Source organism: Pseudomonas sp. LBUM1658 (assembly GCF_059716055.1).
The window spans coordinates 5,825,945-5,847,184 of the sequence record NZ_CP166798.1 but is presented as its reverse complement, the minus strand read 5'-3'; the positions used below and the strand labels follow the sequence as shown (position 1 = coordinate 5,847,184).

Annotated in this window: 24 protein-coding genes; 10 read left to right on the top strand and 14 right to left on the bottom strand. The window is 59.8% G+C overall.

Annotated features, from left to right (window positions below; genetic code table 11):
- Position 1 precedes the first annotated feature (1 nt).
- From ACA064_RS27035 to ACA064_RS27015, 5 genes are all read left to right on the top strand, one after another.
- Positions 2 to 628 (top strand): cytochrome o ubiquinol oxidase subunit III, encoded by a 627-nt coding sequence (locus ACA064_RS27035; protein WP_497670860.1) that lies wholly within the window; start codon positions 2 to 4, stop codon positions 626 to 628.
- On the top strand, positions 629 to 976 hold the full coding sequence (cyoD, locus tag ACA064_RS27030; RefSeq protein ID WP_497670859.1) for a cytochrome o ubiquinol oxidase subunit IV: 348 nt from the start codon (positions 629 to 631) through the stop codon (positions 974 to 976).
- 10 nt (positions 977 to 986) lie between these two features.
- Positions 987 to 1,874 carry a heme o synthase gene (cyoE, locus tag ACA064_RS27025; RefSeq protein ID WP_497670858.1) on the top strand — a complete coding sequence of 296 codons (888 nt, stop codon included), beginning with the start codon at positions 987 to 989 and terminating at the stop codon, positions 1,872 to 1,874.
- A gap of 147 nt (positions 1,875 to 2,021) precedes the next feature.
- Entirely contained in the window at positions 2,022 to 2,366 is a 345-nt protein-coding gene (locus tag ACA064_RS27020; RefSeq protein WP_497670857.1) for a toxin, read from the top strand.
- The gene (locus ACA064_RS27015) at positions 2,363 to 2,677 is read left to right on the top strand and encodes a helix-turn-helix domain-containing protein (protein WP_497670856.1); all 315 of its coding nucleotides are present in this window, start codon (positions 2,363 to 2,365) and stop codon (positions 2,675 to 2,677) included. Before ACA064_RS27020 ends, ACA064_RS27015 begins: the two co-directional genes overlap by 4 nt.
- Before the next feature lie 201 nt (positions 2,678 to 2,878).
- Here the strand turns inward: ACA064_RS27015 and ACA064_RS27010 are convergent, their stop codons facing one another.
- The 5 genes from ACA064_RS27010 to ACA064_RS26990 all read right to left on the bottom strand — a co-directional run bounded on the left by ACA064_RS27010 (position 2,879) and on the right by ACA064_RS26990 (position 7,261).
- On the bottom strand, positions 2,879 to 3,583 hold the full coding sequence (locus ACA064_RS27010) for a hypothetical protein (RefSeq protein WP_497670855.1): 705 nt from the start codon (positions 3,581 to 3,583) through the stop codon (positions 2,879 to 2,881).
- A 240-nt stretch (positions 3,584 to 3,823) separates the two neighbouring features.
- Positions 3,824 to 4,078 (bottom strand): Txe/YoeB family addiction module toxin, encoded by a 255-nt coding sequence (locus tag ACA064_RS27005; RefSeq protein ID WP_489357707.1) that lies wholly within the window; start codon positions 4,076 to 4,078, stop codon positions 3,824 to 3,826.
- Positions 4,075 to 4,329, bottom strand: coding sequence for a type II toxin-antitoxin system prevent-host-death family antitoxin (locus ACA064_RS27000; RefSeq protein ID WP_497674339.1), 255 nt, complete (start codon positions 4,327 to 4,329; stop codon positions 4,075 to 4,077). The genes ACA064_RS27005 and ACA064_RS27000 overlap by 4 nt, the downstream gene beginning before the upstream one ends.
- A gap of 263 nt (positions 4,330 to 4,592) precedes the next feature.
- Positions 4,593 to 5,516 carry a CobW family GTP-binding protein gene (locus ACA064_RS26995; protein WP_497670854.1) on the bottom strand — a complete coding sequence of 308 codons (924 nt, stop codon included), beginning with the start codon at positions 5,514 to 5,516 and terminating at the stop codon, positions 4,593 to 4,595.
- The gene (locus ACA064_RS26990) at positions 5,516 to 7,261 is read right to left on the bottom strand and encodes an amidohydrolase (protein ID WP_497670853.1); all 1,746 of its coding nucleotides are present in this window, start codon (positions 7,259 to 7,261) and stop codon (positions 5,516 to 5,518) included. Before ACA064_RS26990 ends, ACA064_RS26995 begins: the two co-directional genes overlap by 1 nt.
- Before the next feature lie 340 nt (positions 7,262 to 7,601).
- Here ACA064_RS26990 and ACA064_RS26985 point away from each other — a divergent pair, with 340 nt between their 5' ends.
- On the top strand, positions 7,602 to 8,495 hold the full coding sequence (locus ACA064_RS26985; RefSeq protein WP_497670852.1) for a LysR substrate-binding domain-containing protein: 894 nt from the start codon (positions 7,602 to 7,604) through the stop codon (positions 8,493 to 8,495).
- A gap of 60 nt (positions 8,496 to 8,555) precedes the next feature.
- On the opposite strand, the gene ACA064_RS26980 is transcribed toward ACA064_RS26985, so the two are convergent.
- From ACA064_RS26980 to ACA064_RS26955, 6 genes are all read right to left on the bottom strand, one after another.
- Positions 8,556 to 9,842, bottom strand: a complete 1,287-nt coding sequence (locus ACA064_RS26980) for an NAD(P)/FAD-dependent oxidoreductase (RefSeq protein WP_497670851.1) — start codon at positions 9,840 to 9,842, stop codon at positions 8,556 to 8,558.
- A gap of 96 nt (positions 9,843 to 9,938) precedes the next feature.
- Positions 9,939 to 10,772 carry a transporter substrate-binding domain-containing protein gene (locus tag ACA064_RS26975; RefSeq protein WP_497670850.1) on the bottom strand — a complete coding sequence of 278 codons (834 nt, stop codon included), beginning with the start codon at positions 10,770 to 10,772 and terminating at the stop codon, positions 9,939 to 9,941.
- 50 nt (positions 10,773 to 10,822) lie between these two features.
- On the bottom strand, positions 10,823 to 11,620 hold the full coding sequence (locus ACA064_RS26970; protein ID WP_497670849.1) for an amino acid ABC transporter ATP-binding protein: 798 nt from the start codon (positions 11,618 to 11,620) through the stop codon (positions 10,823 to 10,825).
- Positions 11,621 to 11,625: 5 nt separating this feature from the next.
- Positions 11,626 to 12,600, bottom strand: a complete 975-nt coding sequence (locus ACA064_RS26965) for an amino acid ABC transporter permease (protein WP_497670848.1) — start codon at positions 12,598 to 12,600, stop codon at positions 11,626 to 11,628.
- 272 nt (positions 12,601 to 12,872) lie between these two features.
- Positions 12,873 to 14,396 (bottom strand): sensor histidine kinase, encoded by a 1,524-nt coding sequence (locus ACA064_RS26960; RefSeq protein ID WP_497670847.1) that lies wholly within the window; start codon positions 14,394 to 14,396, stop codon positions 12,873 to 12,875.
- Complete coding sequence (locus ACA064_RS26955) at positions 14,393 to 15,109, bottom strand: response regulator transcription factor (RefSeq protein WP_497670846.1); 717 nt, start codon at positions 15,107 to 15,109, stop codon at positions 14,393 to 14,395. Before ACA064_RS26955 ends, ACA064_RS26960 begins: the two co-directional genes overlap by 4 nt.
- Positions 15,110 to 15,263: 154 nt before the next feature.
- On the opposite strand from ACA064_RS26955, the gene msrB reads away from it, so the two are divergent.
- From msrB to ACA064_RS26935, 4 genes are all read left to right on the top strand, one after another.
- Positions 15,264 to 15,782: a peptide-methionine (R)-S-oxide reductase MsrB gene (gene msrB, locus ACA064_RS26950; RefSeq protein WP_497670845.1), complete on the top strand. Its 519-nt coding sequence runs from the start codon at positions 15,264 to 15,266 to the stop codon at positions 15,780 to 15,782.
- A gap of 33 nt (positions 15,783 to 15,815) precedes the next feature.
- Complete coding sequence (locus tag ACA064_RS26945) at positions 15,816 to 17,603, top strand: cytochrome c biogenesis protein DipZ (RefSeq protein ID WP_497670844.1); 1,788 nt, start codon at positions 15,816 to 15,818, stop codon at positions 17,601 to 17,603.
- A gap of 174 nt (positions 17,604 to 17,777) precedes the next feature.
- Complete coding sequence (gene msrA / locus ACA064_RS26940) at positions 17,778 to 18,494, top strand: peptide-methionine (S)-S-oxide reductase MsrA (protein ID WP_497670843.1); 717 nt, start codon at positions 17,778 to 17,780, stop codon at positions 18,492 to 18,494.
- A gap of 116 nt (positions 18,495 to 18,610) precedes the next feature.
- On the top strand, positions 18,611 to 19,015 hold the full coding sequence (locus ACA064_RS26935; protein WP_497670842.1) for a MerR family transcriptional regulator: 405 nt from the start codon (positions 18,611 to 18,613) through the stop codon (positions 19,013 to 19,015).
- Here ACA064_RS26935 and ACA064_RS26930 read toward each other — a convergent pair.
- The 3 genes from ACA064_RS26930 to ACA064_RS26920 form a co-directional block, all read right to left on the bottom strand.
- Entirely contained in the window at positions 18,945 to 19,961 is a 1,017-nt protein-coding gene (locus tag ACA064_RS26930; RefSeq protein WP_497670841.1) for an NAD-dependent epimerase/dehydratase family protein, read from the bottom strand. The genes ACA064_RS26935 and ACA064_RS26930 overlap by 71 nt on opposite strands.
- Positions 19,962 to 20,182: 221 nt before the next feature.
- The gene (locus ACA064_RS26925; protein WP_497670840.1) at positions 20,183 to 20,392 is read right to left on the bottom strand and encodes a tautomerase family protein; all 210 of its coding nucleotides are present in this window, start codon (positions 20,390 to 20,392) and stop codon (positions 20,183 to 20,185) included.
- Between the two features lie 72 nt (positions 20,393 to 20,464).
- The gene (locus ACA064_RS26920) at positions 20,465 to 21,199 is read right to left on the bottom strand and encodes an SDR family NAD(P)-dependent oxidoreductase (RefSeq protein WP_497670839.1); all 735 of its coding nucleotides are present in this window, start codon (positions 21,197 to 21,199) and stop codon (positions 20,465 to 20,467) included.
- Between the last annotated feature and the right edge of the window lie 41 nt (positions 21,200 to 21,240).

Here is a 21,240-nt window from a genome sequence, read left to right as displayed (position 1 = left end):
CATGTCGAACTTAGTGACCAATGTTGGACACGCCCATGGTCTGGACCATGGGCACGATGACCACCACCACGACTCGGGCGAGATAACCGTATTCGGTTTCTGGCTCTACCTGATGACCGACTGCATTTTGTTTGCGTCGATCTTCGCGGTGTACGCGGTACTGGTAAACAACGTAGCGGGTGGCCCGTCGGGCCACGACATCTTCGAGCTGCCGTACGTGCTGGGCGAAACCGCTCTGCTGCTGTTCAGTTCGATCACCTACGGCTTCGCCATGCTGGCGTTGTTCAAGGGCAAGAAGAACCAGGTACTGGGCTGGCTGGGCATGACCTTCCTGTTCGGCGCCGGCTTTATCGGCATGGAGATCAACGAGTTCCACATGCTGATTGCCGAAGGCTTCGGCCCGAGCCGCAGCGGCTTCCTGTCCGGGTTCTTCACCCTGGTCGGGACCCACGGTCTGCACGTGACCAGCGGTCTGATCTGGATGGCGATCATGATGTATCAGGTGCAGAAAAACGGCCTGACGTCGACCAACAAGACCCGATTGAGCTGCCTGAGCCTGTTCTGGCACTTCCTGGACGTTGTGTGGATCTGCGTATTCACCGTTGTTTATCTGATGGGGACTATGTAAATGGCTAACGCAGCTCACTCACACGATGGCCACAATGGCCACGACGCCGGCCACGGCAGCGTCAAGTCCTACGCCATCGGCTTCATCCTGTCGGTGATCCTCACCGTCATTCCGTTCGGCCTGGTGATGTACCCATCCCTGCCGAAAGACGTGACGCTGTGGATCGTGCTGGCCTTCGCTGTGATCCAGGTACTCGTTCACCTGGTGTACTTCCTCCACCTGGACCGCTCCGCCGCCCAGCGTAACAACGTGATCGCGTTCGTCTTCGCTGCCCTGGTGATCGTCCTGTTGGTAGGTCTGTCGTTGTGGATCATGTACAGCATCCACACCAACATGATGGCGCACTGAGGAACTCCGGATGTCCTTTAAGCACTTTATCCAAATCACCAAACCGGGGATCATTTTCGGTAACGTGCTTTCTGTGGCAGGCGGGTTCTTCCTGGCCTCGAAAGGGCATGTCGACATTGCCATTTTCCTGGCTGCGATGATCGGTACTTCGTTGGTGGTGGCGTCCGGTTGCGTGTTCAACAACTGCATCGACCGCGACATCGACCTGAAGATGGAACGCACCAAAAACCGCGTGCTGGTCCAGGGCCTGATCTCCCTGAAACTGGCACTGGCTTACGCGACCATCCTCGGCATCGCCGGCGTGGTCCTGCTGTACCAGGTGGCCAACCCGTTGGCGGCGCTGTTCGCGGTGATCGGTTTCGTTATCTACGTCGGCTTCTACAGCCTGTACCTCAAGCGCAAGTCGGTTCACGGCACGCTGGTCGGCAGTCTGTCGGGGGCGATGCCGCCGGTGATCGGTTACGTCGCGGTGAGCAATAGCTTCGACATGGCCGCGCTGACGTTGCTGGTGATGTTCAGCCTGTGGCAGATGCCGCATTCCTATGCCATCGCGATCTTCCGCTTCAACGATTACCTGGCCGCATCGATTCCGGTGCTGCCGGTGAAGCGCGGGATTGAAGTGGCGAAGAAGCACATCCTGCTCTACATCCTGGCGTTCGTCATCGCGACCTTGATGCTGACCTTCAGCGGCTACGCCGGCATGAGCTACCTCGCCGTCGCCGCCGCCATGGGCATGTACTGGCTGTACATGGCCTGGACCGGCTACAAGGCGGTGGATGACCGAGTCTGGGCACGCAAGCTGTTCGTGTTCTCGATCTTCACCATCACCGCCCTGAGCGTGATGATGTCCCTGGACTTCAAAGTGCCGAGCGAGCTGCTGCTGACGTACGCGCCTTGAGTGTCTGACGCTGTAAAAAAAGCCCCGCCTTCGATGTGAAGAGCGGGGTTTTTTTTGGGGGCTGGGCGTGTGGGTTTTCTGCCGACAGCTCGTCTGGGTGGTGAAACGTTGCTTGCTAAACTATAATCAATTTGCCTATAGTTTGTTATGCGAACGGTTTTTTTCGAAACTTCATCCTTTACCGCCACCGTCGGCAATTATCTGACGGACGATGAATATCGCATGCTTCAAACCGAGATGCAGTTGAACCCGTTGGCTGGCGATGTCATGCCTCGCACGGGAGGATTCCGCAAACTGCGCTGGTCAGACGGACGTCGTGGTAAAGGTAAGCGCGGTGGCTTGCGGGTCATCTATTATTGGCTTATGAATAATGGTCAATTCTGGATGTTTGCAATCTACGATAAGGATGAGCTCGAAAATTTGACTGCCGACCAAGAGAAGGCACTCAAGAAAGCCATAGATGCAGAGTTGAGAGCACGAGGCACCCAATGAAAAAGCGCGATCTGTTTGCAGAAATGATGCAGGGCGTTACCGAAATGGCAGCGCAGCGCGAAGGCAAGATCACTCTTCGCCAGAACACAGTGGAGGACAAACCAGTTCCCGAGGTTTCCGCGCAAGAGATCGTGGCGCTTCGCGGGAAGCTGCATATGTCCCAGACAGTCTTTGCCAGGCGCATACGCACGAGCCCAAGCACACTGAGAAACTGGGAACAGGACAAATCGAAGCCCAATGCCCAGGCTGCTCTATTGATCAAACTGGTGGAGAAATTTCCCGATATGGTTGATCGGTTGGGGACTGTGTAAAGCGCAGCCGTCATTGCTGAATCAGACACTACAAAAAAGCCCCGCCTTCGATGTGAAGAGCGGGGCTTTTTTTGCTCCGATTAAAAGCAGAAGATCGCAGCCTGCGGCAGCTCCTACAGGACCGCGTGTTCCTGCAATTTCACAGGTGTACTCGGTCGGTGTAGGAGCTGGCGCAGCCTGCGATCTTTTGATCTTCCAGCGTTACTGCTGAACGATGCTGTAACCGTCGAACGCGCTCTGCTGCTGCAGGGCGGCGATGATGCTTTTGCGGGTAACGGGCTGTTCGGTGCCTTCGTTGTCGATGAAGGTCTCGGTTTCCAGCTCGGCCTGATCGCCTTCACCGACGAATGCAAAACCGAGGAACTCGAAGGCTTCACGGTCTACGTTCGGTTTGGAGCGGGGAGTGCGCAGGGGCAGGGTGACGCTCACGCCGTCCTTGCTGATGGAGAACACTTCGACTTCTTTCTTGGCGCGAGCGGTTTTGGTTTTGCCGCCGGATGGATCCTTCACCGCCTGGTGGGTGTGGTTCAACACCTTCAGCGCCAGGCCGTACACCAGCTCCTGGAATTCAGGGTCGTCCTTGAAGCAGGAGAGGATCCGGCTGATGGAGAATTTCGTGCTCAAGTCTTCCAGCGCCGCGCTGTCGGCCGCCTCTGCGTCTTTGAGCTGTTTCAGCTCGCCCATCAGGTCGTAGGCTTTGTCGTCGTCAAACTGGTCATGTGCGTGGCGAATCGCATTGCGTAACTCACGAATCTGGTCGCTTTCCTTCGATGTGTGGAAAGCATCGAGCACCATTTCACTGATGGTCTTGGCCTGCGGCACATGCTGCGAAAGATTGATGGCGTTTTCGTATTCGGCTTTGGACGACAAGCTGATTACGGATTCATCGGTGTTGGAATCAGGCATTGAAATTTCACTACTTCGTTTAACAGGGTTTGAGACGGAAAAGCGCCGGGCATTTTCAGGGTGGCTGTGGCGCGGCGTCAAGGAACCATGCCTGAGGGACCATTTTTAACGGCTGTGCTGCCAGATTCGTGCTGCAGCGATAACAGCGCCCGATACAAAGTGATCGCCCGTACGCAGAACGGACCTAGAACCCTGAGTGATTGCGCTAGCCCCAGCAGCAGACAGCTTTAATACGGTGGTTCAGTAGTGATATCGGCACATCAGAATATGCATTTCATCGTCCTCTATCCCATAGACCAAGCGATGCTCCGCCGTTACCCGGCGTGACCAGAATCCGCTGAGGTTATGTTTGAGTGGTTCAGGTTTACCAAGTCCGTCGAAGGGATCACGCTGGATCGCTTTGATCAATAGGTTGATGCGCTTGAGGCCGGCCTTATCGTTCTGCTGGAACCAGAGGTAGTCATCCCAGCCTTCGGGGGTAAAGAGAATCTTCATTCTTCAATCAGTTGCCTGGCTTTGGCTTTTCCGGCGCGAAGGCTGTTGATCGACTTGATCAAGCGCTCGGCGTTGGCGGGGGAGCGGAGCAGGTAAGCGGTTTCTTCGAGGGCGTTGTATTCGGCAAGAGAGATCATGACTACAGGTTCGCCTTTTTGACGTGTCACCAGCAGCGGAACACGATCTTCGTTCACTCGATCCATGGTTTCAGATAGGTGCGCGCGGGCATTGGTGTAGTTGATGGTTTGCATGACAGGATCCTCGCTCAATGGCTTAAACGTACAGAAATGAGTACGTATTGGCAAGGTGCTCCCTATGAGCGGTCGTTCTGCTGGTAAAGCAGGATTGATCTGATCTTCCATATGGGTTCCGTGAGAGTCAAAAAGTTGCTCGAAGAGGTACTTCAAGACGATGAAACCCAGCGTAGTACTGCATGTGAAAGATACGAGGGGGCTGGCGTAGATCAGATTGTTGCGAGATATGCCGCCAGCCACAGATGCCACCAGTTCCCGCATCACACCACCTGAATATCCACCAACGCCGCCTCCAGCATTTCCCGGAGCCCACAGCCGCGTCGAGCGATGAACACCAGTTGTACGGCGTGTTCCGGCGTTTGCCCGATGGCCAGGCTGAATTGGCTGCGGGCACCGACGTGCTGCAGCCAGTAGGGCTGTTCGTTGCCTTGCAGCTGCACCAGCCCCTTGAGGCGGAAGATATCTTTGGGCAGCCTGGCCAGCCATTCGCGCAAGGCCTTGGGCGGTAGCGGGTGCGGGCTGTTCCAGACCCAGCTTTCGAACAGCTGGTCATGGCGCTCCGGCAGCGGGGTGATTTTCAGGCCGACACGGTTGCTACGGTCCGATAGCAGCAACACCTCCGGCAGTTCCGCTTGTACGGTGTCGAACACTGGCGCGCGGCTGCCGAGAGACGCGTGGATGCTTTGCAGTTCGGCCGGGTCGACCAGGTCGGCCTTGTTCAGCAGCACCAGATCGGCACAGGCCACCTGGGCGCGGGACAATCGGGCGAACTCGCCTTCCAGTGCGAGATAGCCGGTGGCATCGACCAGGGTGATGACTGCATCCAGATGCAAGTGGCTACGCAGTTGCGGATAACCCAGGGTTTGCACGATGCGTTGCGGATCGGACACGCCGCTGCACTCGATAACGATCCGCTCCAGTCGCGGCTGCAGCTGTGCGAGGCTGGCCAGTTGCGCCAGCAGGTCTTCCTGCACGGTGCAGCAGATGCAGCCGTTTTGCAGGCTGTACACCGCGTCGGTGACTTCGGCAATGATTGCGGCATCGATGTTCAGCTCGCCGAAGTCATTGACGATCACCGCCATGCGCCCGCTGTCGGCGCCCTGGACCATACGGTTGAGCAGGGTGGTTTTGCCGGCGCCGAGGAACCCGGCGACCACCGTCACCGGGATGCTTGGTAGGTTCATCAAGCTAGCCCCTCAATGACGGGAGGTTGACCTTGCCAGACCGCTTTGAGCGGAGTGTCGGCGAACCTTGATTCGCGGTCGTACACCGGCCGGCCTTCGACAAAGGTCAGCTGCACCTGAGTGCGATGGATGTAGTTGCGCGGCGCCTGGGCGAACAGGTCGCGGTCGAGCACGATCAGGTCGGCGGACTTGCCGACTTCCAGGCTGCCGGTCAGATGCTCCAGGCCCATGGCGTGCGCACCGTTGAGAGTCGCGACGTGCAGCGCCTGTTCCAGGGTGATCGGTTCGCCGAAACAGTCCGGTTCCTGATTCCAGGGGTTCTGCCGGGTGACCATGGTTTCCAGCGCCAGCCACGGATCGATCGAGGCCACCGGCCAGTCGGTACCCATCACCGCGATACCGCCAGCGGCCAGCACCCCTTTGAAGTCATAAATGCGCTTGAGGCGTTCCTGGCCGTAGCCGGAACGTGCACCGCTGGCAAAGGGCGTCGGGTACCAGGCGGCCGGGGAGAACTCGGCAATTACGTTCAGCTCCTTGAAGCGCTTCAGGTTGCCGGGATGCAGCAGGGTGCTATGGGCGCACTGATGGCGAATGCCGCTGTAACCGTTGCGGCGTCGGGCTTCGGCGACCGCATCGAGGAACACGTCGGAAGCACCGTCGCCAGTACAGTGGGCGATCACTCGCAGGCCTCGACGGTCCATATCCACCACCATGTCGGTGATGTGTTCCGGGGTCAGATTGAGCTTGCCGCGCCAGTTCGACTCTTGTGACCAAGGGGTCATCAGGTACGAAGACTTGGGCTCCACGGTGCCGTCGAAGTGGAACTTCACCGCGTTGGCGTTCAGGCGGGCGCTGCGATAGTAATACCGTTCGCCACTGAGCAACTCCCAACGGCGGCGGACCGGAAAGATATCGTCCTGCCAGCTGATTGCGGCTTCCACGCGCAAGGTCAGCTCCCCGGCGTCATCCAGTTCCTTGAGCGCCTCCAGACGCCGTTCGCAGACATGCACATACTTTGTCGCGGTGACGCCACGGGAAGTCTGAAAATGCACGCCATCGCGATAAGCCCGGCGCAGTACATCCACTGGTGTCGGCGGCATCGCGGCGTGGATCATGGCGTAGGCGCCATCGATCAACAGGCCATTGGGTTCGCCGCTCAGCTCGTCGCGCTCCATGTAACCGTTGCGCGGGTCGGCGGTGTGGCGGTCGATGCCGGCCAGTTCGAGGGCCTTGGAGTTGACCATCATGGTCCCCCACATGCGGTCGAGCAGCGCCACCGGACGATCCGGCATCACGCTGTCGAGCCACTCGCGGCCAGGTGTCAGGCCGGCTTCGCGGAAGGTGTAACGGACCCAGTATTGACCGTAGATCCAGCCGTCACCGGGGTGAGTATCGGCGTAGGCGTGGATTGCCGCGACCAGTTGCTCGGGCGTCGGATCTTCGATGCCGACATCCAGGTCGTCGCTGTAACGCGGTGCCAGCGCCAGATCCGGGTGCGTGTGCATGTCGTGCAGGCCGGGCATGCAGAAGGCGCCGTCCAGGTCGTGCTGGCGGGTGCTTGGGCCGATCAGCGCTTGCAGCGACTCAAGACTGCCTACGGCAATGAAGCGCCCGTCACGAATGGCCACCGCTTCGGCCCAGGGTTGTGCCGGGTCGAGGGTATAGAAACGGCCGTTGTGCAGCACCAGTTCGGCGTACGGAGCGACAACGGAGTGAGTCGAATTGAATTGGTCTGAAGCGGTCACGGGAGCAAACCTCTTGATCAGTGCCAGCGGGTGTGAGGCCTTTGTAGGAGCGAGCTTGCTCGCGATGGATTCAAGGGCGGCGCGTTTGTTCAGAAAACACGCGTTATCGTTAACGTCCATCGCGAGCAAGCCCGCTCCCACAGGCTCGTGCCGGGCATCACAGTCGGGGGTGGTGGCTGCCGAGAATAGCCAATGGCACACGAGGGTCAATCGAGGGTTTTTTGTGTAATTGTGAAATTAAATTCAACAGTTGCCTGATAAGCCTGAGGTTTTGCTGGCTATGTCTGTCGGGCAATTCCCGTTATCGTGAAAGGCATCTCCCGTTGCGTGATCCCGACCTATGCGTTTCCCTTCGATGACCGCTTTGCGGGCGCTGGATGCGGTGGCCCGGCTGGGCAGCGTGTCCGCCGCCGCCAGCGAGCTCAACCTCACGCCCAGCGCCATCAGCCACCAGATCAAGAGCCTGGAGCAGACCCTCGGCTTCGCCCTGACCGAACGCACCGGGCGCACTATCCGCATTACCTGGCAGGGTGAGCGTTATGCCCGGGACATCCATCTGTTGTTGGCTAATATCCTTGAGGCGGGCCAGCGCTTCGATGGCCAGCAGGTCAGCGGGCGGCTGTGCATCAGCAGCCCGGCGGGGTTTGCGACTTACTGGTTGTGTAGCCATATCGCGGAATTCCAGGCGCTTTATCCACAGGTCGAACTGCAGCTGATTTCACCGCGCACGCCGGATGACACCAGTGACGACACGGCCGACCTGTTCATCGCTTACGGTATGGGCGACTGGCCTGATCAACATGTGCAGAAAATCGTCTCGCTGCGGTTTTTTCCGGTGTGCAGCCCGCGCCTGGTCAACTCCATGGGCGGTTTGAAAACCCCGGAAAACCTGGTCGGCGCGCCACTGCTGCACATGATCGATTATTCCGATTGGCGAGTCTGGCTGGCGGCCGCCGGCGCACCGAATGTGGATGTGCAGCGCGGGATTGTGTTTGCCGACGCGCACTTTGTGCAGTCGGCCTGCATCGCCGGGCAGGGCATTGCCATGGGCGACAACCTGATCAGTGGCGAGGCATTGGCCAATGGGCTTCTGGTGCGTCCGTTCGAAACCGAAATCGAATCCAACCGCGGTTACTACCTGGTCGCCGATCAGCAGAAAGTCGAGCGCCCGGTGGTGCAGGCCTTCAGCGATTGGGTCAAGTCGCAGCTGGGAGCCCTGGTCGGGCTGCGCTAGAAGTCCGTCACTCGTTGAAAACGTGAATTTTATTGTTCAATCGCCCGGCAAGCACACGCCTCAGCGGTTACGCAGCCGTTCCTGCATAAAGTCCATGACCTTCAGCGATTGATAGATGGCATTGGCCGCGAGCAATCCGAACGGGCCACCATTCCAGTCCAGCAGGTAGGGTTTGAACAGTTGATAACGGTCGCTCTCGCCGCACACCGCCTCGGCAATCACCCGGCCGCCGATGGAACCGGTGTTCAAGCCGTGGCCGCCAAACGAGGTGCAAGCCCAGACGCCGGGTTCAAGCAGGCCCAGGTTCGGCATCTTGTTGGTTGAATAACCCATCAGCCCGGACCAGGCCAATTCAATCTTCGCCGATGCCAGCTGCGGATACACCGAGACCATGTCGTGCTTGAGCATGCTGGCCAGGGCTTGCTCGTTCTGTTCGTTGCGGGTGGTGATACGGCCGCCCCACAGCAGGCGGTCGTCCTCGACCACCCGGTAGTAATCCGAGGCGCGACGGTCATCGGAAAAGGCCGCGCCGGAGTTCAGGATGTCTTTGATCGAGGCGCCCAGGTGTTCGGTCAGCACCACATAGGTGGCGATGGGCAGATAGGCCCGGCTCAACTTCTGCAGTTCGCTGCCGCCGTAACCGCCGGCGCAGAAGATCAGGTCCTTGCAGCGCACACTGGCGAGGGCGGTCTGTACCGTTTTAACGGCGCCTTCGCGGCGCCAGGCGAGCATTTTCGAGTGTTCGAAAATCCGCCCGTTGGCGCTTTCGATGGCATTGGCCAGCCCCAGGCAATAATTCAGCGGATGGAAGTGCATGGCCTGTGGATCTTCGATGCCCTGAAAGTACTTTTCGGTATGGGCCAGCGCCCGTACCTGCTCGGTATCGAGGAAATTCAATGGATAACCGAAATCGCGCTGCATGCTCTCGACGTGGTTTTTCACCGCCACGCGGTCATCGTAACGTTTGACCTGAATCGTCCCGGGAGACGGGTCGCAGCCCTGTAGCGCCAGTTCAGTAATATTGCTCCTGACAATATTCACCCCCTCCACCGACATCTGGAACAAGGTCCTGGCACTCTCCAGTCCGAGCTTCTTGCGGATCGCGCCGGATCCCTGCGCCCAACCAGGGGAGACCACGCCGCCGTTGCGCCCCGAGGCGCCCCAGCCGATCTGGTGTGCCTCAAGGATGATCACCCGTTTACCGCGTCGGGTCAGCTCCACTGCCGCGGTCAAACCAGCGATTCCGGCGCCGATGATGCACACATCACATTCTGCATCGGCCAGCAGTTCGGCTCTGGGCTCGCGCGGGAGCGAGGTCTGGGCGTACCAGGTTTTCGGAAAAGGCATAGTCATCCCCGTAGGAGCTGCCGCAGGCTGCGATCTTGGCGATTCAAGCCTCAACACAAAGGCCGGGGAATTATTGAAACTCCCCCGGTCACCCGATTACTTCACCGTCGAATAATCGACCCCATACCACTTGTTGGACAGCTTGGTCAGGGTGCCGTCCTTGTGCATGGCGCCGATGACTTCGCCCAGCTTGGCTTTCAGCTCCGGGTCACCCTTGTCGATGGCGATCGCCAGCGGTTCGTAGAACACCACGCTGCCGTCAACGGCCTTGAGTGGGTAACTCTTTTTCACCGCCGCCTCCAGGGTACTTTGTTGCGTGAGGATGGCGTCCAGACGCACGCCGTCGCCCAGGCGCAGGTCATCCAGCGGCCCCAGAGAACCGGAATAGGTTTTCAGCTTCCCGGCTTTCACGTCGTACTTGAACGGTGGAACGTCCGTCGCTTCGATGGCCAGGGACTGGTTGAGGAAGTCCTCGGAAGTGGTCCCGCCTTCGACGCCGATGACCTTGCCGTTGAGCGCAGCGCGGTTGTTCAGGGTCGAGGCTTTATGCACGGCGAAGACATACGGCACGTAGTAATAAGTGGCGGGGAAGTCGAGGATCCGTGCGCGGCTGTTGGTGGCGGTCATGGAACCGACGGACATGTCCCAGCGACCGTTCCATTTACCGGCAGTGATCACATCCCAATCGGGCGTGACGAATTTCACTTCCACCCCCAGGCGCTTGGCGATTTCTTTCGAGACGTCGATATCGAAACCGTCGATTTCATTCTTGTCGTTGATAAACCCCTGCGGCGGCCAGGTGGCGGAGGTGGCGACCGTCATCAGTTTATCTTTGTGAATTTTATCGAGGACCGGACCGGCGTTGACGGCGCCGACAAACAGCACCGACATCAAGGCCGCGAGCGTTACAGCACGTTTATTCGTGAGCATGTCCATCTCCGTATTTATTGTTATAGGGCTGGGTGTTCAGGAACGGAAAGTCAGTGACCGATGATCTGTGAGAGAAATTTTCGGGCGCGTTCGGTTTGCGGGTTTTTGAAGAACTCGGCCGGCGTGGCTTGCTCGATGACCTGCCCCTGATCCATGAACAGGATGCGATCAGCCACTTTGCTGGCGAAGCCCATTTCGTGGGTGACACAAATCATCGTCATGCCGTCATTCGCCAGTTCGCCCATGACATCCAGCACTTCATGGACCATCTCCGGATCGAGAGCCGAGGTCGGCTCATCGAACAGCATCACCTTGGGATTCATGCACAGCGCCCGGGCAATGGCGACCCGTTGCTGCTGACCGCCGGAGAGTTGTGACGGGTATTTGTGGGCGTGCTCGGCAATTCGTACCCGTTCCAGATACACCTGTGCCCGACGTTTGGCTTCGCTGGAGGAGACCCCCTGCACCAGTTGCGGCGCCAGGGTCAGGTTATCCAGCACGCTCAGGTGCGGGAACAGGTTGAAGCTCTGGAACACCATACCGATCTCGCGCCGCACGGCGCTGACACTTTCGGCCTCGCTGGTGAGGGTGATGCCATTGACGCTGATATGGCCCTTCTGGAAGTTCTCCAGATGATTGATGCAACGAATCATCGTCGACTTGCCCGAACCCGATGGGCCGCACACCACCAGGATTTCGCCGGTGGCGACGTTCAAGTCGACGTCGCGCAGCGCATGAAAGTTGCCGTACCACTTGTTCAGGCCGGTGATGGAAATCATCGAGTCCCGGGCCTTGGCGACCGGGTTCGTTTCGTTTGGCAGCAGCTCGGCGGTAATAGTGCCTGTCATCCGGTTCAACCCCTCGCAGTGGATCGGTTGACCCGTTTTTCGATCCTGGCCTGAACCCTTTCGAGCACGAATGACAGGGCCCAGTAAATCATCGCCGCGGTGATCAGCATTTCCAGGTGGCGGAAGTCCGCGCGGCCCTGGGTCTTGGCCAGGTACATCAACTCCCAGACGCCGATGACGGACACCAGCGAGCTGTCCTTGAGCATGGCGATGAACTGATTGCCGGTGGGCGGAATGATCACCTTCAGCGCCTGGGGCATGATCACCCGGCTCAGGGTCTTGAACGGGCTGATGCCCAGCGCCCGTGACGCTTCCCATTGGCCGACCGGAATGCTCTGGATCCCGGCCCGGAAGATTTCCGTCATGTAGGCGCCGTAACACAAGGACAAAGCCAGGATGCCGGCGGGCACTGCATCGACCACATAGCCCAATTGCGGCAGCCCGAGGTAGATCAGGTAGATCTGGATCAGCAGCGGCACACCGCGAAAGAACGAGGTATAGAACGACGCCAGGGCGTTGGCCAGACCGTTGTTCGAGAGCTTGGCCACTGCACCGATCAGCGCCAGGACAAAGGCAATGATGATGGCTAGGGCGGAAATATACAGGGTGGTTGCGGCGCCCTGAATGATCAGGAATCCGACCTTATCCAGGATGAAGGAGTAGGAGAGGTCGAAGGTATCGAAGAACGCCATGAACAACACAAACAGCTCGACCCAGACCACCGTCGTCTGCACCTTGAACTTCAAGCGCCCAAGCACATGGAAGTTCAGCGTGCCCAGCAAGGCAATCGCCAGCCCGACCGCGATATTGCGATAGGCCAGGCTGTCGGGCTCACTGCCGAACAGCGGCTGGACGAAATGACTGATGGCGCTGTTACCGAGGTTCATCAGGTACGCGCCGAGGAACAGCACCACTGCTACACCGAGGAGGAATCGAGGATCATTGGACTTTTTTTTATAAATTATATTGTCGTGATACATGGATGCCTCTGGCTTGAATGGGTCGTTGATCTCGTTCAGGTAGAGGGGGGCGCGGGCCAGTAGTACGCCATCGATTTGATAGCTACAAGCGACCATAATTCGCTACGTCAGTCGCTGGGGGCATTAAGGGGGAGATACGGCGCGTGTGAGATCGCCAAGATCGCAGCCTGCGGCAGCTCCTACGCCGAGCCGGTTTCTTCGCGGAATTACGGGCGTACTCAGTACCTGTAGGAGCTGCCGCAGGCTGCGATCTTTTGGGGACCCTGTGCCGACTACTTCCCCGGCGAATTCAGATTCATCGAGCGAATCGCCAGCTGCGCCGCCATTTCCTCTTCCACCGGCAGCGAGAAGCGCAAGGTCGCGCCCTGGCCGGGAACATCAATCAGCTGGATCTCGCGACCATGCAATTGCAGGATCCGGTGCACGATGCGCAAGCCCAGCCCGCCATCACGCCGGGCGCCGCCGATGTTGAACGGACGCAGGAACAAGCCTTCGCGCAGTTCGGCGGCGATGCCCGGGCCGCTGTCGCTGATGGTCACTTCGACGAAGGCCCCCTGGGGCACGAGGCTGACTTCGACTTCACCACTGAGCGGCGTGTGCCGCAGGGCGTTGTCCAGCAGGTTGGTCAGCACCCGTTCGATCAGGCCGAGATCGGCACACACCGCTGACCCGCTGGGGGCGAAGGTGGCTTTCAAGGTGATCTGCCGCGCCTCGGCAGTCAGCTCGAATTTCTGGAACACGTCCTGCACCAGGTCGGTCAGGGAAAACCGCTCCAGCACCGGTTGCACGAAGCCATGTTCCAGCCGCACCAGATCCAGCAGCGCCTGCGCCAGACCGCTCACCTTGCGGCTCTGATCGAGGGCGATGCCCAGGTAGCGGCGCCGGTCGGCAGACGTGAGCGTGGCGTCCTTGAGTGACAGGGTTTCCAGATACCCATGCAACGACGCCAGCGGCGTACGCAGATCGTGGGAGATATTCGCCACCAGTTCCCGACGCTCCTGATCCTGGCGCGTCAGTGAACGCCATTGTTCACCGAGGCGAGTCTGCATTTGTCGGAACGCTGCGTCGAGCGTGGCGATTTCGTCATGGCTGGCTGTTTGCGCTGTGTCTGATGCGGGCGGCGAGGGCGGGACCACCGGGGCACCGTTGATGTCGAAATGCGCGACAGTCTCGGTCAACCGGCGCAAGGGCCGGGTGATCAGGGCAAATGCGGTGAGGCCAGCAATCAGGCACAACAGCGCCACCAGACCAATCGACCAGAGCGCGGTATTGAGGGCCGCGCTGGTCGCGCCGCGTTCGGCAAAGCGATCGTGTTCCTCGCTGAGCAGCACCACGTAGAGGTAGCCGGCCTGTTGGCCGTTGACCTGTAACGGCGCCGCGCTGAACACCTTGCGCCCGTCGACACTGCGCGGGTCATCGCCGAGGATCGGCAAGGCCTCGCCGTTGATCAGCCGCTGCACCGGCGCCAGATCGACCTTGTCGCGGCGCAAGCGACCCTCGGGCGCAGCATTGCCGACGATGCGGCCGTTGGCGTCGAGCAGATAGACCTCGACGCTGGGGTTGACCAGCATCAACTGGCTGAACAACTGGCGCAGGGCGTCCGGTTTCAAGCCATTGGCGTCCATCAATTGGGTGTCGCGGGCAATGTGCCGGGCCAGATCACGGGACAGCCCTTGCACCACTTCCAGTTCATGCATTTTGTTCGAGCGCACCTGCATCCACACCGAGGTGCCGCAGCACACCAGCAACAGCAGGGCGAACACCGCCGACAGGCGCTGGGTGAGGGTCAGCCTCATGACTGATCCTCCTTTGATGCAAATTTATAGCCCCGGCCCCACACCGTGAGGATGCGCACGGGTTGTGCCGGATCGGCCTCGATCTTGGCCCGCAGCCGGTTGATATGGGTGTTGACGGTGTGCTCATAACCCTCGTGGCTGTAACCCCACACGGCGTTGAGCAGGTCCATGCGCGAGAACACTTTGCCCGGCTGGCGGGCGAAGAAATACAGCAGGTCGAACTCGCGCGGGGTGAGGTCCAGGCGCCGGCCGTCGAGGGAGACATCGCGGGTCAGCGGGTCGATAAACAGCCCGTCGGCCATCAGGCTGCCGGCGTCCATTTTCAGGTTGCGTGCCATCGCATCGACCCGTCGCAGCAGCGCCTTGACTCGCGCCACCAGCTCGAGCATCGAAAAGGGTTTGGCCAGATAGTCGTCGGCCCCCAGTTCCAGACCGAGAATGCGGTGCAGTTCGCTCGAGCGTGCGCTGGTGATGATGATCGGTGTGTAGCGCGCCATGGCACGCGCACGGCGGCAGATTTCCAGGCCGTCGACACCCGGCAGCATCAGGTCGAGGATCAGCGCGTCCCAGCCGCCTTGCTCCAGCAGATGCAGGCCTTCATTACCGTCGGCGCTGTGCACCACCTCGAACTGCTCATCGCGCAGATGCAGCGAGATCAGGTCGGCGATGTGCATATCGTCCTCGACCACCAGGACACGTTTGGGCTGATCCATCGGAACTCAATCCTGCGCTGGGCAATGTGGTTATTGTGCGGCTTTTCCCGGGACCGAGTTATCACGAATTGTTTAACTTGGCGTGAGGATTTGGCGACCACCACAAGCCTAGGCTGTCTCTAACGCAAAACACTGCGATTTTTTGGAGAGAGCCATGTTTTCTCGGCGACAGTTCCTGATAGCGGGCGGCGGCCTGGGCGTTGCGGCACTGGCCATCGGCGTGCTGCCCAGGTGGACGGCAAGTCCGGCCTTGCTCAGCGATGCCAATGCCAGCGAAACCTTCGAGGTCACTCATACCGATGTCGAGTGGCGGGCGCTGCTCAGTGCCGAGCAGTACGACATTTTGCGCAAGGAAGGCACCGAACGCGCCTATACCAGCTCGCTGAACAATGAACACCGTGAAGGTGTATTCGCCTGCGCCGGCTGCGACCTGGCGCTGTTTTCATCGAGTACCAAATTCGACAGCCACACCGGCTGGCCGAGTTTCTGGGCGCCGCTGGACAATGCGGTGGCGACCCGTCAGGACCGCTCATTTGGGGTGGTGCGCGAAGAAGTCCACTGTCGGCGTTGCGGCGGCCATCTGGGCCATGTCTTCGACGATGGGCCGAAACCGACCGGCCTGCGCTACTGCATGAATGGTCTGGCCCTGGCCTTCAAACCACTGTCGGCATAAGCCGGTTCATTCACTTCATATAAGGTCGACGCCATGTGGCTCCTGGTTCTCGCTTATCTCGGCGGCGTGCTGACGATTGTCAGCCCGTGCATTCTGCCGGTATTGCCCTTTGTCTTCGCTCGCACCGGCCAACCGTTTTTGCGCAGTGGCTTGCCGCTGCTGGCGGGGATGGCCCTGACCTTCGCGCTGGTCGCCTCTCTGGCGGCGGTGGGCGGCGGTTGGGTGGTGCAAGTCAACCAGTATGGTCGCTGGCTCGCGTTGTTGTTTGTAGCGCTATTCGCGCTGACGCTGTTGCTGCCGCGCCTCGCCGAGCGCCTGACGCGGCCACTGGTGGCGGCCGGCGGTCGGCTGTCGGAAGCGGCGGGTGCCGATACCCGGCCACGTCCCGGCGCTTCGTTGCTGATCGGCGTCGCCACCGGCCTGCTCTGGGCACCGTGCGCGGGGCCGATCCTCGGGCTGTTGTTGACCGGCGCGGCGCTGCAAGGGGCCAACATCGGCACGACCTTGCTGTTGCTGGCCTACGCCGCGGGTGCCGCGACTTCGCTCGCCGGAGCATTGCTGCTGGGCGGTAAGGTCTTCGCCGCGATGAAGCGCTCGATCGGCGCCGGTGAATGGCTGCGCCGTGGCTTGGGAGCTTTGATGCTGGCGGGCGTAGTGGCGATTTCCCTGGGGTGGGACACCGGCATTCTGGCGCGGCTGTCGACGGCCTCTACCGGTGGTATCGAACAGGCGCTGGTCGGTCGTCTGGCCGGCAAATCGCCGGGCAACAGCGGGGCGATGATGGCGCAAAATCCGCAGTCCGGCTCAAGCATGATGGCCGCCGGTGGCGCGATGAAAATGGCCGCTGCGACACTGCCGATCGAAGGCAAGCTGCCATCGCTCGACGGTGCCGTGCAATGGCTCAACTCAGCTCCACTCAGCGCCGAGGCGTTGAAGGGCAAGGTGGTGCTGGTGGATTTCTGGACCTACTCCTGCATCAACTGCTTGCGCACCTTGCCGTACGTCACAGCCTGGGCCGAGAAGTATCGCGATCAGGGGCTGGTGGTGATCGGCGTGCACACCCCGGAATTCGCCTTCGAGCGTGACGTCGGCAACGTGACCAAAGCCATGAAGGATCTGGGCATCAACTACCCGGTGGCCATCGACAACAACTACAAGGTCTGGCGTGCCTTCAGCAACCAGTACTGGCCGGCGCACTACTTTATCGATGCCCAGGGCCGGATCCGTTATCACCATTTTGGCGAGGGCAACTATGCCGAGTCGGAGCGGGTGATCCAGCAGTTGTTGCGCGAGGCCGGTGCCGCCCAAGTGGCGGGCGGTCTGATCGACGCCAAGGCTCAGGGCGTGCAATTGGCCGCGGACATGAGCGAAGTCCGCTCGCCGGAAACCTATCTGGGCTACCAACGGCTGGAACATTTTGTCCCGGCCGCCAGCCTGGCGCCCGACCGCGTCGCGGCTTACAGCCCACCGACCCAACCTGCTCTCAACGAGTGGGGGCTGGAGGGCCAATGGAAGGTCGGCGCCGAGCAGGCCACCCTGGCAGCGCCGGCAGGGAAAATTGTCTACCGCTTTCATGCCCGGGACTTGCATCTGGTACTGGGTCCCGGCGCCGACGGCAAACCGGTGCGCTTCAAAGTTACCCTCGACGGTCAGGTTCCGGGCGCTGCCCATGGCACCGACGTAGCCCCCGACGGTACGGGAGTCGTGACCGAGCAACGGCTGTACCAACTGGTACGCCAACCGGGCGACGTGGCGGAGCGCACCTTTAGCATCGAGTTTCTTGACCCGCAGGTGTCGGCGTATGCGTTTACCTTTGGGTGAAAACTGCAGGCGTTTAGCGACGAGTGTTGGGGGCTCTGTTGTAGGAGCGAGCTTGCTCGCGATGGACTCAAGGGCGACGCATTTATTCAGAAAACACGCGTTATCGTTAACGTCCATCGCGAGCAAGCTCGCTCCTACAGGGGGCTTTGTATCCAGTAGTTTGGAGTCATCACCATGAAAACCCCGTTTCAATCAACCTGGCGCCGTGTCCTGCTGGGTCTCGCTGCCGCCACCTTCATCGGTCAATGCGCCGCCTTTTCCTTTGGCTCCACAGCGGATGCCGTCCCCATCGCCCCGCCGGCTCTGGATCTGCCGGCCGGTCAATCCGCCAGCGAAACCGTAGTGTTCGCCGGCGGCTGTTTCTGGGGTGTACAAGGCGTATTCCAGCACGTGAAAGGCGTCAAACGAGCGGTCTCCGGTTACGCCGGCGGCACCGCCAGCACCGCTCAATACGAACAAGTCAGCGATGGCAACACCGGCCACGCTGAAGCCGTCGAAGTCACCTTCGATCCGACCCAGGTCAGCTACGGCAGCTTGCTGCAGATTTTCTTCTCGGTGGCCCACAACCCCACCGAACTCAACCGACAGGGCCCCGACACCGGCACCCAATACCGCTCGGCGATTTTCCCGGCAAACGCCGAACAGCAGCGAGTCGCCCAGGCCTACATCACCCAACTCGACGCCGCGCACTCGTTCAGCAAACCGATCGTTACCAAGCTCGAAACCTTCAACGGCTTCTACCCGGCCGAGGACTACCATCAGGACTTCCTGACCGAGCACCCGACCTATCCCTATATCGTGATCAACGATCTGCCGAAAGTGGCGCAGCTCAAACAGCTGTATCCAGAGCGTTATCAGGAGAAGCCGGTGTTGGTGAAGGCGGGGATGTAGGGAGTGCAATTATTCTGGCGATATATCGCGCAGAGTGAAGAAATAATGGCAGGTGCCGGCAGTTATCGGGCATATAGCGAGAGCCATCCATTGGACCGCCGTAAAAGGAATTACCTATGTACATAGGGAAATTGGCCAAACTTACAGGCTGCACGCCCAAAGCCCTTCGGTTGTACGAAAAGCTCGGCTTGCTCCCCGAGCCAGAGCGCCATGGCACCTACCGTGTCTACACACAGCATCATCTCGATATTGTGCGCATCATTCGCACGGCCCAGTCGGTGGGCTTCAAACTCAGCGAGATGGGTACGTTGATCGAAGCCAAGAAAAACCTGGATCACTTTCCACTGGAACTGGCCAATCAGGGCATTGAAAGCAAACGTCTTCAATTGCAGGCGCAAATCGAAGCGCTGCAGGTAATGGATGGTCAGTTGATCGCGCTCAAAGGCGAAATCAATCGGCTATTTGCTGCGGATACGGCACAGCGTTGTGCTGCGCCTTCAGGTATTCAAACGCCAGACTGAGGGCTTCTTCAGGTGATCGGGGACGATAGCCCAGCTCGGTTTCGGCCTTGGAGATGTCATATTCCTGCTTGATGCCGTAGAACATTCGGACCTGGTTCACCAGCAAGTTCGCAGGTTTGCCGGTCGCGCTGGCCAGACGCTCTTTCAGCCAGGCTACGCCGAGCAGTAACCATCTGGGTATTGATGGCGGTACGCGATAGCCGGGAGTGACCCGATTGGCCGCGCCAATGATCTCGGCCAGCGGCGATGAGTGCTTGTTGGCCAGAATGTAACGATTGCCCAGCCGGCCTTTCTCTGCGGCGAGGATCAGACCTTGGGCGACGTCGCGCACATCCACGAAGTTGAAATGAAAGTTGGGGTCGAGGGGGATGTTGCGCCGCTCGATCGAGGCCAGAAACTGCATGGTGTCAGTCAGTCGAAAGCAATGCGGACCAATCATGACCGAGGGTAAAACCGTGACCATCCACAGGCCATGGGTTTGAGCGGTCTGCCAGGCGACTTGCTCCGAGAGAATCTTCGAGCGGTAGTAGGGGTTTTGAAGGTCGTCATTCCAGCGCTCTTCAGACAGCGCCTGGCCGTCATGACCGACAGCCGCCACGGAGCTGACATACACCACGCGTTTGACCCCGGCCTGTGCCGCCGCTTCCAGCACAGTGCGGGTTCCCTGGACATTCACCTCGACGATTTCAGCCTGGGGATCTTTCGCCCAATGCTTGAACACCGCCGCCACCTGGTAAAGCACCTCGACACCCTCCAGTGCCTTGAGCATCGCCGCCTTGTCCTGAAGTTCGGCGTAGACCAGTTGGCAGTCCAGACCTGAGAAAGGTGCGGTGTTGCTGATATCCCGCACGCCGGCCCGGACCTGGTCACCGCCTGCGATCAGCGCCCTGACCAGAGTGTTGCCCAGGTGCCCGTTGGCGCCGGTCACTAAACACAGTTTGCCCATCGATAGTTCCTCGCTTGAAGGTGGCGGGAACTATGGGGTGTGTCCCTAGGGACAGAGTCAAGGTGTCTGTGGCAAGGGAGCTTGCTCCCGCTGGGGTGCGCAGCACCCCTAAACCTGCAACCCCAGTACGTCAGGCACACCGCATTTGCAGGTTTTACGACTGCTGCGCCCGAGCGCGGACCGGCCGGCGGGAGCAAGCTCCCTCGCCACAAGGGCTGACCCTATCCAGGCTTCAGGTTCTTGCGATACTCAGTGGTGGTCATCCCGGCATACCCCCAGTTATCCGTATCCACTTCCTCGATAACGATATGGGTCAGGTCGGGACGCTTGCCCAAAACCCGTTCCAGGGTTTCGGTGATCTCGGCGATGACCTGGGCTTTTTGCTCCCGGGTAACTCCGTCTCGGGTGATGCGCACATTGACGAAAGGCATGATCGTGCTCCTGTTATGTACTCGATTGACCCTCAACCGAGGAGCCGTTGGCGGCTCCCCGGGCAAGACTGTTTACCACTTGCCGCTGCTCATCCCGCCATCCACCGCCAGCACTGTGCCCGTGGTGAACTCGGCATTGGTCAGGTAAAGCACAGCATCGGTGATTTCGCTGATGTTGCCCATACGTCCCAGAGGCTGCAGGTTCTTGAGGAACTCGCGGTGTTCCGGGCTGTGCATCGGGGTGTCGACAATGCCGGGAGCCACTGCGTTGACCTTAATGTTATGGGGTGACAACTCCAGCGCCAGGGCGCGAGTGGCCTGGTTGATCCCGCCTTTGATCAACACCGGCAAGGTCGCCGGTACCTGTTGATTCGGTTGCAAGGCCACGCTCGCGGTAATGTTGACGATGAAGCCCTGCTTGCGCGGAATCATGTGCGCTGCGGCAACCTGTGACGGATAAACGAAGCCCCTGAGGTTAGTGCTGATCATCGCTTCCAGGTCTTCCGGGCTGTAGTCGATGAACGGCTTGGCCTGAAAAATCCCGGCGTTATTGATCAGGATATCGACCTGACCGAAGGCCTCGATGGCCGCCTGGAACAGCCGCTTGGCGGTATCCGGCTCGGCAATGTCGCCGGCCACGCCGATAAAGCGCGGGGAGTTGCCCAGTTGCTCGGCCGCCTCGCGCAGACGCTGCTCAGTACGAGCGTTGCCGACTACGTTGTAGCCTTGCTCCAGATAAGCCTTTGCCAGACCCAGGCCAATGCCGCTCGACGCGCCGGTGATTACCACAGTTCTTGGAGAGTTCATTTTGGGTACCTGCAAAAAATAGGTTTCATAGGTTGTCCCAG